The 14,897-nt window shown below is 66.3% G+C and carries 8 protein-coding genes; 5 read left to right on the top strand and 3 right to left on the bottom strand.

The genetic code is table 11. The features are described from left to right. Positions 1-49 precede the first annotated feature (49 nt). Complete coding sequence (locus QTI66_RS12900; RefSeq protein WP_286560019.1) at positions 50-3,604, bottom strand: transglutaminase family protein; 3,555 nt, start codon at positions 3,602-3,604, stop codon at positions 50-52. Positions 3,605-3,743: 139 nt separating this feature from the next. Here QTI66_RS12900 and QTI66_RS12895 point away from each other — a divergent pair, with 139 nt between their 5' ends. The 5 genes from QTI66_RS12895 (at position 3,744) to QTI66_RS12875 (ending at position 12,471) form a co-directional block, all read left to right on the top strand. Next, on the top strand, positions 3,744-6,158 hold the full coding sequence (locus QTI66_RS12895) for a DNA internalization-related competence protein ComEC/Rec2 (RefSeq protein ID WP_286560018.1): 2,415 nt from the start codon (positions 3,744-3,746) through the stop codon (positions 6,156-6,158). 57 nt (positions 6,159-6,215) lie between these two features. Next, a complete protein-coding gene (locus QTI66_RS12890; protein WP_286560017.1) occupies positions 6,216-7,733 on the top strand; it encodes a circularly permuted type 2 ATP-grasp protein in 1,518 nt (505 codons plus the stop codon). Between the two features lie 24 nt (positions 7,734-7,757). Further along, the gene (locus QTI66_RS12885) at positions 7,758-8,714 is read left to right on the top strand and encodes an alpha-E domain-containing protein (RefSeq protein ID WP_286560016.1); all 957 of its coding nucleotides are present in this window, start codon (positions 7,758-7,760) and stop codon (positions 8,712-8,714) included. Between the two features lie 161 nt (positions 8,715-8,875). Next, a complete protein-coding gene (locus QTI66_RS12880; protein ID WP_286560015.1) occupies positions 8,876-9,259 on the top strand; it encodes a cysteine peptidase family C39 domain-containing protein in 384 nt (127 codons plus the stop codon). 74 nt (positions 9,260-9,333) lie between these two features. Further along, positions 9,334-12,471, top strand: coding sequence for a calcium-binding protein (locus QTI66_RS12875; protein ID WP_286560013.1), 3,138 nt, complete (start codon positions 9,334-9,336; stop codon positions 12,469-12,471). 4 nt (positions 12,472-12,475) lie between these two features. Here QTI66_RS12875 and glpK read toward each other — a convergent pair whose 3' ends face one another. After that, positions 12,476-13,969: a glycerol kinase GlpK gene (gene glpK / locus QTI66_RS12870; protein WP_286560012.1), complete on the bottom strand. Its 1,494-nt coding sequence runs from the start codon at positions 13,967-13,969 to the stop codon at positions 12,476-12,478. Between the two features lie 6 nt (positions 13,970-13,975). Beyond that, on the bottom strand, positions 13,976-14,749 hold the full coding sequence (locus QTI66_RS12865; protein ID WP_286560011.1) for a DeoR/GlpR family DNA-binding transcription regulator: 774 nt from the start codon (positions 14,747-14,749) through the stop codon (positions 13,976-13,978). Positions 14,750-14,897 lie beyond the last annotated feature (148 nt).

The raw sequence follows: 14,897 nt of genomic DNA, 5'->3' as shown, positions 1-14,897 counted from the left end.
GATTGTCCCATTGCGGTTCGCCATCCCGAGCCACCATGGCCCGGCGCGGCTACCGCCTCAGGTCCAGTGTGAACGGAAATTCACGGCTGCCGGCGAGTTCAATGGTTGCCGGTGGAGTTTGCATTTCTCCCGGTGTGTGTCCCATGCGCGAGAAGCGCGAGTGGCGCCGGCTTTCCGCTTCGTAGGCGTTGACGGGGAAGGTGTCGTAGTTGCGTCCGCCCGGATGCGCCACGAAATACTGGCAGCCGCCCAGCGAGCGCTTCATCCATGTGTCGACCAGATCGAAGGTCAGCGGCGCATGCGCGCCGATGCCCGGATGCAGCGAGGAAGGCGGGTTCCACGCCTTGTACCGGACACCCGCGACGAATTCGCCCACCGTGCCCGTGGGCTGCAAGGGCAGCACGCGGCCATTGACGGTGATGACGTGGCGGCTTTCATTGAGGCCGGTCACGCGCACTTCGATGCGCTCCAGCGACGAATCCACATAGCGCACGGTGCCGCCCGGCGCGCCTTCCTCGCCCATCACGTGCCAGGGTTCGAGGGCGTTGCGCAGCGTCAACTCCACGCCCATCGACTGCACCTGGCCCACCAGCGGGAAGCGGAATTCGAGGTGCGGTGCGAACCAGTCGGCATCGAAGGCGAAGCCGGCGCGGTTCATTTCCTCGATGACGTCGGCGAAGTCCATCTTCACGAAGGTCGGCAGCAGGAAGCGGTCGTGCAGCTCGGTGCCCCAGCGGGTGACCGGGGCGCTGTAGGGCGTGTCCCAGAAGCGCGCGATGAAGGCGCGCAGCAGCAGTTGCTGCGCGATGCTCATGCGCGCGTGCGGCGGCATCTCGAAAGCGCGCAACTCCAGCAGCCCCAGGCGCCCGGTGGTGGAGTCGGGCGAGTAGAGCTTGTCGATGCAGAACTCGCTGCGGTGCGTGTTGCCGGTGACGTCGATGAGGATGTTGCGCAGCGTGCGGTCCACCAGCCAGGGCGGCATGTCCTGCCCGTGGATCTCGCGGTTGCGCATGATCTGTTTGAGCGCGATTTCCAGTTCGTAGAGCTGGTCGTTGCGCGCCTCGTCCACGCGCGGCGCCTGGCTGGTCGGGCCGATGAACATGCCCGAGAACAGGTAGCTCAGCGACGGATGGTTGTGCCAGTACAGCAGCAGGCTGGCCAGCAGTTCGGGCCGGCGCAGGAAGGGGCTGTCGATGGGCGTGGCTCCCCCCAGCACGAAGTGGTTGCCGCCGCCGGTGCCGGTGTGGCGGCCATCGGTCATGAACTTCTCGGCCGACAGGCGCGTCTCGAAGGCGGCGTTGTAGAGGAACTCCGTGTGGTCCACCAGCTCGCGCCAGTTGTGGGCGGGGTGGATGTTGACTTCGATGACGCCCGGGTCGGGCGTGACCTGCAGCATCTTCAGGCGCACGTCGCGCGGCGGCGGATAGCCTTCCATGACGATCTTCATGCCCAGCTCTTCCGCGGTCGATTCGACGGCGGTCACGAGGTCGAGGTAGTCCTCCAGGCGACGCAGCGGCGGCATGAAGACATAAAGCACGCCCGAAGCGCTGCCGAGCTTTTCCGCAGCCGGGCCGTTGGCGCGGCGCGGGTCGCGCACTTCGACGCACAGCGCAGTGCGTGTGATGCCGTATGCCGATTCGCCGCGGCGGGGCATGCTTTCGCTGGCGGCTTGGCCGGCGAAGCGGGTGGCGGCTGCGGAGCCGGGGCCGCCAGTGCCACCCGCGCCTGCATCGCCACCGTCAGCCCCCGCGCCGCCCGGACCGCCGGGCAGGCCCTGGAGCTTCAGCGCTGCAGCGGAAGTCGGCGGCGTGCCGAAGGCATAGGGCACGGCGCCCAAGTCGCGCGTGTCGCCGAGGGCCGGCGTCGCGTAGCGCGAGCGGTAGTCGGTCGCTGCGGGCAAGGCGTCGACGGGCGCTGTGGGGTCGCGGTCGATCAGGTAGGGGTAGTCGGTCTTGCGCGTCCACGGTTGCGAGTCCAGCGGCAGCCGGTAGCCCATGGGCGAATCGCCGGGGATGAGGTAGAGGCGGTCATCGCGCAGGAACCACGGGCCGGTCTTCCAGCCGGGGCCGGCCAGCGGCGGCGAGGCGTTGTCGGCGTTGGCTGGCTCGATGGGAAGCATGTAGCCCACCACCGCATCGAGCTTCTGCGTGAACACGCGGCGAAGGCGCATGCGCTCGAGTTCGTCGTCCAGCTTCGATTCGAAGGGGTCGACGTTGACGGGCAGGCGGCGCTCGCGCCAGAGGTAGTAGTAGACGTCCTCGTAGCCCGGCTGGATGTATTTGGACGTGAGGCCGAGCTTGGAGGCGAGCAGGTTCGTGAAGCGGCCGGCGTCCTCGCTCGTGTAGTGCGTCGGCTTGCGCTCGTCGGCAAACAGGGCGGGGTTGTGCCACAGCGTCTGGCCGTCCGCGCGCCAGAAGATCGACAGGGCCCAGCGCGGCAACTGCTCGCCGGGGTACCACTTGCCCTGCCCGAAATGCAGGAAGCCGCCGTGGCCGTACTCGGCGCGCAGGCGGTGCACGAGTTCGGTGGCGTAGCCGCGCTTTGTCGGGCCGAGCGCGTCGGTGTTCCATTCAGCGGCGTCGCGGTCGCTGGTGGCGACGTAGGTGGGCTCGCCGCCCATCGTGAGGCGCACGTCGCCGGCTTCGAGCTTCTTGTCGACCACGTCGCCGAGGGCGAGCACGGCCGCCCACTGCTCTTCGGTGTAGGGCTTGGTGACGCGCGGCGCTTCGTAGATCCGCGTGATCTTCATCTCGTGGGCGAAGTCGACCTCGGCGTCGTCCACCACGCCTTCGATGGGCGCGGCGCTCGACGGCGTGGGCGTGCAGGCCAGCGGAATGTGACCTTCGCCGGCCAGCAGGCCCGAGGTGGCGTCCAGCCCGATCCAGCCTGCGCCGGGCAGAAAGACCTCGCACCAGGCGTGCAGGTCGGTGAAGTCGACCGTGGTGCCGCTCGGGCCGTCGAGCGCTTTCACGTCGGGCGTGAGCTGGATCAGGTAGCCCGAGACGAAACGCGCCGCAAGGCCCATGTGGCGCAGCAACTGCACCAGCAGCCAGCCCGAATCACGGCACGAACCGCTGCCGGCTTCCAGCGTGTGCTCGGGCGTCTGAACGCCGGGCTCCATGCGGATGAGGTACTTGACGTCGCTCTGCACCTGCTGGTTGATCTTGACCAGGAAGTCGATGGTGCGCTGCTCGGTGCGGTCGATCTTCTCGAGGTAGGCGGCCACCAGCGGCGTGGGCGGCTCCACGTCGAGGTAGGGCAGGAGTTCCTGCGCCTGCGCCTCGGTGTACTTGAAAGGGAAGTTCTCCGCCTGCGGCTCCAGGAAGAAGTCGAAGGGGTTGTAGACGGCCATCTCGACCACGAGGTCGACCGTGACCTTGAACTCGCGCGTCTTTTCCGGAAACACGAGCCGCGCGAGGTAGTTCGCGAACGGATCCTGCTGCCAGTTGACGAAGTGCTGGGCCGGCTCGATGCGCAGCGAATACGAGATCACGTTGCTTCGGCAGTGCGGTGCCGGACGCAAGCGCACCACCTGCGGACCCAGTTGCACCGGGCGGTCGTATTTGTAGTGCGTGACGTGATGGAGCGCGGCGTGGATGGACATGTTTCTCCAGACAATGCAAGAAATGCGTCGGCAAATAAGCCGTGTGGGATCGACGCATACTAGCCGAGAGCAAAGCAATTAATGCGCCAAACAAGGCGCTGGCAGGGAGTGCAAATGAATGAAAACGGCATGAGGGCGGATGCCCGGCGCCGCTGAGGGCGCGCGCGGCGCGTGGCCCTTCGCCGCGCTGGCGGGCTTTGTGCTTGGGAGCGCGCTGCAGCTGCAGCAGCCCGATTTGTGGGCGTGGCCGGCGTATACGGCGCTGGCTTTTGCGGGCTCGGTGGGCGTGCTTGCCGGTGGCCGGTCGCGCTCGAATTGGAGCAAATGGCTCCTGCTTGCAGTGATGGCATCGGGCTCGCTGTTCGGCGCCGGCTTGGCGGGCGGCCGGGCCAGCATTTATGCGGCCGATGAACTGTCGCCCGCGCTGGAGGGCCGTGACCTGGAGGTGGTCGGCGTCGTCGCCCAGATGCCGCAGCGCTTCGAAGGCGGCGTGCGCTTCCGGCTGGACGTCGAATCCGTGCTGGACCTGGGCGCGCAGGACATCGCCCCGCTGCCGCCCCGCATCGCCATCGGTTGGTATGCCGATTCAGCGGGCGCCACGCCCGGCGCGCCGCACGCGGGCGAGCGCTGGCGCATGACGGTGCGGCTCAAGGCGCCCCACGGAGGCATCAACCCGCACGGCTTTGACTTCGAACTGTGGATGTGGGAGCAGGGCGTGCAGGCCAGCGGCTACGTGCGCGGTGCTTCGTCAAGCGGCCAGCAGCCGGTGCGCCTGGGCAGCACGTGGCGCCACCCGCTGGAGCGCGCACGGGAAGCCACGCGCGACGCCATCTTCCAGCGCGTGGCGGACCCGCAGTGGGCCGGCGTGATCGCCGCGCTCGTCACCGGCGACCAGGCCGCCATCGACCGCAGCGACTGGGACGTCTTCCGTGCCACCGGTGTGGCGCACCTCATGAGCATCTCGGGCTTGCACGTGACGATGTTCGCCTGGCTTGCGACCTGGCTGGTCGGCGCGGCGTGGCGGCGCAGCGCGCGGCTGATGTTGCACTGGCCGGCGCAGCATGCTGGCTTGGTGGGAGGCGTTGCCCTGGCGACGCTCTACGCGGCATTCAGCGGCTGGGGCGTGCCTTCGCAGCGCACCATGTGCATGCTGGCGGCGCTCGCCTTGCTGCGGATCTCGGGCATGCGCTGGCCTTGGCCTTGCGTCTGGCTCCTGGCCTGCGGGGTCGTGGTCGCCGTCGATCCGTGGGCCCTGATGCAGGCGGGCTTCTGGCTCAGCTTTGTCGCCGTGGGCGTGCTGTTCGCAGCGGACTACGGCGCCCACGCCGATGACAAAAGCGGTTGGCGTTCGGCCCCGCTGCGCATGCTGCGCGAGCAATGGGTCGTGACGCTGGCGCTGACGCCGCTGAGCCTTCTGCTTTTTCAACAAGTGTCGGTGGTCGGCCTGCTGGCCAACCTGCTGGCGATTCCATGGGTCACGCTGGTGGTCACGCCGCTTGCGATGCTGGGCGTTGCCGTGCACCCCGTGTGGGACGCCGCCGCGTGGGCGGTGGAGGGGCTCGTCACTTGGCTGCAAGTGCTGGCATCGGTGCCGTGGGCAACGGTCTCGCTGCCGCAGCCGCCGCTTTGGGCGGCTGCGGCCGGCGTGGCCGGAGGCGTGCTCGTTGCCATGCGGCTGCCGTGGACCCTGCGCCTGCTGGGCCTGCCGCTCCTGATGCCGGCGGTGCTCTGGCAGTCGCCCCGCCCGGCGCCGGGCGAGTTCGAACTGTTGGCCGCCGATGTGGGGCAAGGCAGCGCCATCGTCGTGCGCACCGCCACCCACTCCCTGCTGTACGACGCGGGCCCGCGCTACGGCGCCGACAGCGACGCCGGCCAGCGCGTGGTGGTTCCCTTGCTGCGTTCCATGGGCGAACGGCTCGACGTGGTCGTGCTCAGCCATCGGGACAGCGACCACACCGGCGGCGCGCCGGCGGTGCTGGCCATGCAGCCGCATGCGGCGCTGCTGAGCTCCATCGAGAGGGAGCATCCCCTGCAACGCCTTCGGCCCGCCCGCCGCTGCGAAGCCGGGCAGCGCTGGGAGTGGGATGGCGTGCGATTCGACGTGCTGCACCCCTTGGCCGGGGACTATGCACAGGCCGGCGTCAAGAGCAACGCGCTCTCCTGCGTGCTGCGCGTTTCCAGCGGCGCGCGCTCGGCGCTGCTGGCGGGCGACATCGAACGCGAGCAGGAGCTGTCGCTGGTGCGCCGCGGCGTCGAGCTTCATGCCGACGTGCTGTTCGCTCCGCACCACGGCAGCAAGAGTTCGTCAAGTGCCAGCTTCCTCGACGCGGTGCAACCACAACTGGCCGTCGTGCAGGCCGGCTACCGCAACCGCTTCGGACATCCGGCCCCCGAAGTGGTGGCGCGATATCGACAGCGCGACATCGCAATCGCTGACACACCACGGTGTGGTGCCGTACGATGGCGCAGCGAGGATCCGGCAAACTGGAGCTGCCAGCGCGAGACCGCGCGGCGCTATTGGCATCACAGGATTCCGCCAATGACAGGGCAATGAAGACGTTTGCTGGCCTCGAACTTGCTAAGCTAATGCCAAGGAGATTGGTCGTCCCATATGCATAAATTTGACGAGATGTACGAGAAGGTTCCCTATACCGGGGCCAGCGTACGCAACCACTATCAGCGCTACGACCAATGGCTTGCCAGGCAGCCAGGCGAGCTGATGCGATCGCGGCGCGACGAGGCGGAAATGATCTTCCGCCGCGTTGGCATCACCTTCGCCGTGTACGGTGCCAAGGACGAGGACGGTGCCGGCACCGAACGCCTGATTCCCTTCGACCTGCTGCCGCGCATCATCCCGGCGCACGAGTGGGCGAGCATGGAAAAGGGACTGGTGCAGCGCGTGACGGCGCTCAACCGCTTCATCTACGACGTCTACCACGACCAGGACATCATCAAGGCCGGCATCATCCCGGCCGAGCAGATCCGCGACAACGCGCAGTTCCGCCCCGAAATGATGGGCGTGAACGTGCCCAACGACGTGTACTCCAACATCGCCGGCATCGACATCGTGCGCGCGCCGGACGCCAGTGGCAGCGGCGAGTACTACGTGCTGGAAGACAACCTGCGGGTGCCCAGCGGCGTGAGCTACATGCTGGAAAACCGCAAGATGATGATGCGGCTCTTTCCGGACCTGTTCAGCCAGAACCGCGTCGCGCCGGTTGCCCACTACCCCGACCTGCTGCTGGAAACCCTGCGGGCCAGCGCACCGCCCGCCACGGCCGAGCCCACGGTGGTGGTGCTCACGCCTGGCATGTACAACAGTGCCTACTTCGAGCACGCCTTCCTCGCGCAGCAGATGGGCGTGGAACTGGTCGAAGGGCAGGACCTGATCGTCAAGGACGACTTCGTCTATATGCGCACGACCAACGGGCCGCGCCGCATCGACGTGATCTACCGCCGGGTGGACGACGACTTCCTTGACCCGGAGGTGTTCCGCCCCACGTCCACGCTGGGCTGCGCCGGACTCATGCGGGCCTATCGCGCCGGCAACGTGGTGATCTGCAATGCGGTGGGCACGGGCGTGGCGGACGACAAGTCCATCTACCCCTACGTGCCGAAGATGATCGAGTTCTACCTCGGCGAGAAGCCGATCCTGAAGAACGTGCCCACGTACATGTGCCGCAACAAGGAAGACCTCGACTACACGCTGGCCAACCTGAAAGACCTCGTCGTGAAGGAAGTGCACGGCGCGGGCGGCTACGGCATGCTGATCGGCCCCGCCGCCACGCACGCCGAGATCGAGGATTTCCGCAAGGCTGTGCTCGCCAAGCCGGACGGCTACATTGCGCAGCCCACGCTGAGCCTGTCGACCTCGCCCACCTTCGTGGACGCCGGCATTGCGCCGCGCCACATCGACCTGCGGCCCTTCGTGCTGAGCGGCAAGGAAGTGCAGATGGTGCCGGGCGGCTTGACCCGCGTGGCCCTCAAGGAAGGCTCGCTCGTCGTCAACTCATCGCAGGGCGGCGGCACCAAGGACACCTGGATCCTGGAAGCGGATCGGCGCAATGGCGCGACGGCCGAACCCGCTTCGCAGAGCCAGTCGCAATCGCAGACGCAATCAAGCCACTGAGACATCAAGAGAGAGGGAACACACATGCTGTCGCGCACCGCCGATCACCTCTACTGGATGTCGCGCTACACAGAGCGCGCCGAGAACACGGCACGTCTGCTCGACGTCAACTACCAGACTTCCCTGCTGCCGCAATCGGCGGAAGTGGCCAAGTACGGCTGGCAAGGCTTGCTGTCCATCAGCGAACTGCTGCCGGCCTTCAACAAGAAGCACGGGCAGATCACGCCCAAGGACACCATGGAGTTCATGGTCAAGGATGAGGACAACCCTTCATCCATCGTGTCGTGCCTGCGTGCCGCCCGCGAGAACGCGCGTGCCGTGCGCGGCGCGCTCACCACCGAGGCGTGGGAAACGCAGAACACGACCTGGCTGGAAGTCAACCGCATGCTGCGTGCGGGGGATTTCGAGCGCGAGCCGGGGCAGTTCTTTGAGTGGGTCAAGTTCCGCTCGCATCTGTCGCGCGGCGTGACGCTGGGCACCATGCTGCAGGACGACGCGTTTTTCTTCTCGCGCCTGGGCACCTTTCTGGAGCGGGCGGACAACACGGCACGCCTGATTGACGTCAAGTTCCACGCGCTCAACAGCGAGTTCTTCGGCGCGGCGACGGCTGAGGATCAGGAGTACGACTTCTATCACTGGAGCGCGATCTTGCGCAGCGTCTCGGCCTTCGAGGTTTATCGCAAGGTCTATCGCGATGTGATCCGGCCGGAGCGGGTGGCGGAGCTGCTGATCCTGCGCGCGGACATGCCGCGCTCCTTGCACGCTTGCCTGCATGAAGTTGTCGTGAACCTGGAGAAGGTGCAGAACGCGCAGAGCGCGGAGACGCGGCGCCGCGCGGGCAAGTTGCTGGCGGATCTGCAATATGCGCGGGTCGAGGAGATCCTGGCGACGGGGTTGCACGCGTATTTGACGCAGTTCCTGGACCGGGTGAATGACTTGGGGATGCGGATCAGCCAGGACTTCTTGGTGCCGACGAACTGAGGCCTTGCGCTTTACCGTTGGTGTACGCGGTAAGTCTTCGTAACTCTCCGTTGCAGTTGACCAATGGTGATCGTTGTTCAGCGCATTTTTCGATGTAGCTGAACGCGCTGCGTTAATCTTCCCGTCCCCCGGACCCATGTAGTTCGGGACAGGGAGTATGGATGACGGGACATGCGGCGAGCGGTCTGTCGGCTGCCGCATTGAAGCGCGCCGACAGGATCGACAGTGACGGGGCAGCAAGAGCGCTGGAGGTGAATCCAGGCCTCGCGGCGCTGCGCGCGATCGGCCGTTTCCATCAAGTCGCGGCTGACCCGCTGACTTTGGCCCATCAACTGGGGCTGACTTCTCACGACGTCGTCGATGCAGACAGGCTGGTACGCGCGGCAAGGCTCATCGCCCTGAAGGCCAAGTGCAGCGGCAGCAACACCAAGCGACTCGCGATCGCGCCGCTCCCCGCCCTGGCGATCCTGGGCCACTGGACGGGCGAATTCATCCGACAAGCGCCAAGCGCTTCTCAAGACACCACAACGCGAAAAGCTCATTGAGCCCCGTGCAGAAGGCGACGGGCGAGAGCTGGCGCGAGCGAAAGTTTTTTTTTGTCAGTAAAGGAGAGAAGAAGATGTTCGGTGCAACCAGGTCGCAAGACAAGGCGTCAATCGACAAGCCGGCCGACGGGCGAGGGGCTTGGGCCTCGCAACTGAAAGACGAGGCCGGCAAGTGGCTCGGGCCGAACGCCCTGGGTGCGCTCGACGCCGCCCGGGGCATGAACGCACTGCGTGCCGTCAAAGCCACTGTCGAATCGACAGAACAGGCAGACCCTTCGGTCGGGGCCTCCGCGGCGGCAAGCGCGCCCACGCTGCTGGCTGCGCGCATCGCGTCAGGCGGCGCGGGCAACGATGTGCTGTCGGGCGGCAGCGAGAACGACACGTTCAGCGGCGGCGCAGGGGACGACACCCTGACGGGCGGCGCCGGCAACGACACGCTGTCCGGTGGTGATGGATACGACAGGCTGTGGGGTGACGCCGGCAACGACACGCTCAACGGCGATGCCGGCAACGACATCCTGATGGGCGGCCTGGGCGATGACACCATCAACGCCGGCACGGGCAACGACGCCATGGACGGCGGCGTCGGCAACGACAGGCTGTCCGGCGGCGATGGCAGCGACACGCTCTTCGGCGATGCCGGAAACGACGTGCTCTCGGGCGGCAATGGCGACGACACGATCCACGCCTACGTGGGCGATGACGTCATCGACGGCGGCGAGGGCCATGACGTCATCTACGGCGAGGCGGGCAACGACTCGCTGGCAGGCGGCGCCGGGAACGACACGCTCCAAGGCGGCGACGGCAACGACAGGCTCGAAGGCGGCCTTGGCAACGATCGCATCCAGGGCGGTGCGGGCATCACCACCATCGTGTTCGGGCGGGGTGACGGCCAGGACCAGATCGTGACCACCGCAGGCTCGACGAGCGTCCTGCAGTTCAGGAGCGGCGTTGCGGCCTCCGACGTGACCGTGACGCAGACGCCCGGCGGCACTGCGCTTGAACTGTCCATTGCGGGCACGTCCGACAAGATCAGCCTTGGCGGCATCCAGACGAATCCGCTGCAGCAGGTGAAGTTCAGCGACGGCACGACGTGGGACGCCGCCGCGCTGCGCGTCAAGTTGTCCGGCACTGGCGACATTCGCGGTACCAATGGTGCGGATGTCCTGTATGGCACCACGGCCTCCGACGCCATCATTGGCCTGGCAGGCGCCGACAGGCTGCATGGTGGCGCCGGCGACGACAAGCTCGACGGAGGCGCCGACAACGATGCCTTGCAAGGCGAAGCAGGCAACGACACGCTGATCGGCGGCCTGGGCAACGACGCCCTCGATGGCGGTGCGGGAAACAACACCTACGTCTTTGCGCGCGGCGACGGGCAAGACTGGATCACCAGCGCGGATGCCTCCCTGGAGATCGTGCAGTTTGGAAGCGGCATCAAGCCCGCCGACGTGCTGGTGTCCCAGTCGCTTCATGACTTCGGCCTGAACGTGCTGACCTTGTCGATCGCAGGCACGCAAGACAAGCTCTATCTCAGCGAATTCATGAACGACGTCACTGCTACCTCCAGGCCTGCCATGCAGGTCAAGTTCAGCGACGGCACCACGTGGGACAGTGCGACGCTGCTCGCGAAGGTGTTCGCCGGCACCCCGGGCGACGACCAACTGATCGGAACGGCTGCCGCCGACGTCATCCAGGGCCAGGCGGGCATCGACGTCCTGTATGGCGACGCGGGCGGCGACACCCTGCGCGGCGGGACCGGCAACGACTACCTGTTCGGGGAAGACGGCAACGACACGCTGGCTGGCGGCTTGGGCGATGACCTGCTCAATGGCGGCGCCGGCACCAACACCTATCTGTTTTCGCGTGGTGACGGCCACGACTGGATCGCCGGGGCGCCCGACGCGTCGGGTGTGCTGCAGTTTGCGGCCGGCATCGCGCCGCGCGACGTGCAGGTGTCGAATACCTACTATGACGGCGGATTGAAGGCCTTGACCCTATCGATTGCCGGCACGACCGACCGAATCAGGGTAGGGGGCTTCATCGGCAATGACGCGGGTCAGGTCTACCCCGTGCAGCAGGTGAAGTTCAGCGACGGCACCACGTGGCTGACGTCCTCCTTGCTCGCCAGCGTGAATCCCGCCGCCCAGGGCGGCGTCGTGAAGGCTGGCACCGCAGCCGCCGACATGATCCATGGCGACGCCACGAATGACCGATTGGCCGGCGCCGCCGGCAACGACGCCATCCACGGGTGGTCCGGTGACGACTACCTTTACGGCGAAGCCGGCAACGACACCTTGAACGGCGGCGCGGGCAATGACCATCTCGACGGTGGCACCGGCGCCAACACCTACGTTTTTGGCTGGGGTTTCGGCACGGACTGGATCACGGGAGCGGCCGGCTCGACGGGTGTCCTGCAGTTCGCCGGCGGCGTCGCGGCCAAAGACGTGGTGGTGACGCAGGCGCTTCATCCGCTCGGGTTGAACGTCCTGCAACTGTCCATCGCCGGAACGAACGACAAGGTGCAGATCGACGGCTTCTTCGAAGGGGGCGCTGCGAGGCCGGTGCAACAGGTGAAGTTCATGGACGGCACCACCTGGGATGCCAACACGCTGAAGGCCAAGGCCTTTGCCGGCACGGCCCAGTCGGACGAACTCATCGGCACGACCGGCGCCGACGGCATCAACGGCCAAGGCGGCGACGACGTTCTCTACGGCGATGCCGGCAATGACACGCTCAACGGCGGGGCGGGCGACGACGAGTTGTTCGGCGAGGACGGCAACGACACGCTGATGGGTGGCGCAGGTGACGATGTGCTCCACGGCGACGCGGGCAGCGACACCTACCGGTTCGGCCGCGGCGGCGGCCAGGACGTGGTTCTCGAATTCGACGCCAGGGATGCCAATCTCGACGTGGTCGTTTTCGACGGCAACGTGTCGGCGCAGCAGTTGTGGTTTTCGCGGTCCGGCGCCGACCTCGAGGTGAGCATCATCGGCACCGAAGACCTGCTCATCGTCGACGACTGGTTTACCGGCAGCGCCCATCAGGTTGACCAGTTCAGGTCGGGCGACGGCCAGGTCTTGCTGGACACGCAGGTGCAGAACCTCGTGCAGGCCATGTCGGAGTTCGATGCACCTGCGGCAGGCCAGACCTCCTTGGTGGCGAGCTACCTGAGCAGCCTCGATCCGATCCTTGCTGCCAACTGGAACTGACAGCTCAGGTCAGCGTCGCGCGCCGCACCGCCAGATCCCACCGCGCCATCGCCTCATCAGCGGTGGCGCGGCTCCACGTCGGCAGAAAGCGGCGTTCGATTTTCCAGAGCTTTGAAAGCTCCGACGTGTCGCTGTAGACGCCGCTGGAAAGCCCCGCGAGATACGCAGCGCCGAGGGCAGTCGTTTCGGTCACTTCGGGCCGCACGACAGGTATGCCCAGCAAATCCGCCTGGAACTGCATGAGCAGATCGTTCACGCTCGCCCCGCCGTCGACGCGCAACTCGGCCACCGGCTTGCCGCCCGCAGCGACCGCGTCGCGGCTCATGGCTTGCAGCAACGCTGCGCTTTGATACGCAATGCTTTCCAATGCCGCGCGTGCGATGTGGCCGACGGTGGTGCCCCGCGTCAGGCCGGTGATGGTTCCGCGCGCATCGGCATTCCAGTAAGGCGCGCCGAGGCCGGTGAAGGCCGGCACCATCATCACGCCGCCGGCGTCGGGCACGCTTTCGGCCAATGACTGCACCTGCGCGCTGCCCTGGATGGCCTTGAGGCCATCGCGCAACCATTGCACGACGGCGCCGCCCACGAAGACGCTGCCTTCCATGGCGTATTGCGGCGTGCTGCCGGTTTGTGCAGCGCTTGTCACCAGCAAGCCGTTGTGCGAAGGCTGGAACTTCTCGCCCGTGTGCATCAGGAGGAAGCAGCCGGTGCCGTAGGTGTTCTTTGCCATGCCGGCGTCGAAGCAGGCTTGGCCGAAGAGGGCGCTTTGCTGGTCGCCGGCCACGCCGCCGATGGACAAGGCGGTGCCGAGCAGCGCGGCATCGGTGTCGGCGAAATGCGCGCTGGAGGGCTTGACCATTGGCATCAACGAAGCGGGGATGTCCAGCGCCTTCAGCAGGTCGGCATCCCACGCATTGGTGTGCACGTTGAAGAGCATGGTGCGCGATGCATTGCTCACGTCCGTCACATGCACCTTGCCGCCGGTGAGTTGCCACATGAGCCAGCTGTCGATCGTTCCGAATGCCAGCTCGCCGGCCTCGGCCTGCTGGCGCGCGCCCGGCACGTTGTCCAGCAACCACCTGAGCTTGGTGCCCGAGAAGTAGGCGTCGATCACGAGCCCCGTCTTGTCGCGAATCGTGTCCGTCAGGCCTTCTTGCCGAAGCCGCGCGCACATGGGTTCGGCGCGGCGGTCCTGCCACACGATGGCGTGATGAACCGGTTGGCCGGTCTTGCGGTTCCACACCACCGTGGTTTCGCGCTGATTCGTGATGCCGATGGCGCGGATGTCGCTGCTCCGGAGCTTGGCCTTGAACAGCACTTCGCGCGCCGTTTCCAGCTGGCTCGCCCAGATCTCCATCGGGTCGTGCTCCACCCAACCCGGCTGGGGATAGATCTGCGTGAGTTCGCGCTGCGCGAGGGCGACGATGCGGCCTTCGCGGTCGAACACGATGCTGCGTGAACTGGAAGTGCCCTGGTCAAGTGCCAACAGATAGGTCATGTCAAATTACCTTGCAATCTCGCAGCGGACCTGGGCCCGCTCCAGGAGTTCGGGAAAGGGCGGCGGCGGCTCGGCGTCCGTGAAGAGGCAGTCGATCTGCGACAGGTCCGCGAGTTGCACCATCGCCGGCCGGTTGAACTTGCTCGCATCCGCCGCGAGCCACACCTCGCGCGCCTGCGCAATGATGGTCTGCGCCACTTTCACTTCGCGCAAGTCGAAGTCGCGGAGCGACCCATCGGACTCGATGCTCGAAATGCCGATGAGCGCAATGTCGACCTTGAACTGCCGGATGAAGTCCACCGTCGCCTCGCCCACGATGGCGCGGTCGCGCGCCCGCACCGAGCCGCCTGCGACGATGACTTCGCAATCGGGGTTCGCCGTGAGGATGTTCGCCACGTTCAGGTTGTTGGTGATCACGCGCAGGCCGCGGTGGCGCATCAGCGCCTTGGCCACGGCCTCGGTGGTGGTCCCGATGTTCAGGATCAGCGAGCAGTCGTTGGGCACCTTGGCGGCCACCGCATGCGCGATGCGTGCCTTGCCTTCGGCGTGCAGCGATTCGCGCTGCTGGTAGCCGATGTTCTCTGTCGTCGAACTCGGCATGCGCACGCCGCCATGAAAGCGCGTGAGCAGGCCCGCGTCGGCCAGCCGCTGCACGTCGCGCCGCACGGTTTGCAAGGTCACGCCCAGCATGTCGGCCAACTGCTCCACCGTCACCGCGCCGCGTGAGCGCACGGTGTCCAGAAGGTTGATCTGGCGGGGGTTGGAGTTGGTCAGTGCCATGGAGGCGCAATCAAAAGGGGCGAGTCGGCGTGCAGGACGCGCGACTTTAGAGCGAAAAGAAACGAATTGTTGTTCGGGAAAACTCCGAGGAAAATCGCGCCATAAAGAATAAAAATGAAAAAAATCGAAAATGAATCGCCGCTTAGGT

Origin of the sequence: Variovorax brevis, assembly GCF_030317105.1 — a bacterium.
Taxonomy (GTDB): Bacteria; Pseudomonadota; Gammaproteobacteria; order Burkholderiales; family Burkholderiaceae_C; genus Variovorax; species Variovorax brevis.
Note: the sequence above shows the minus strand (reverse complement) of the source record. Positions and strands in the feature narration are given on the sequence as shown.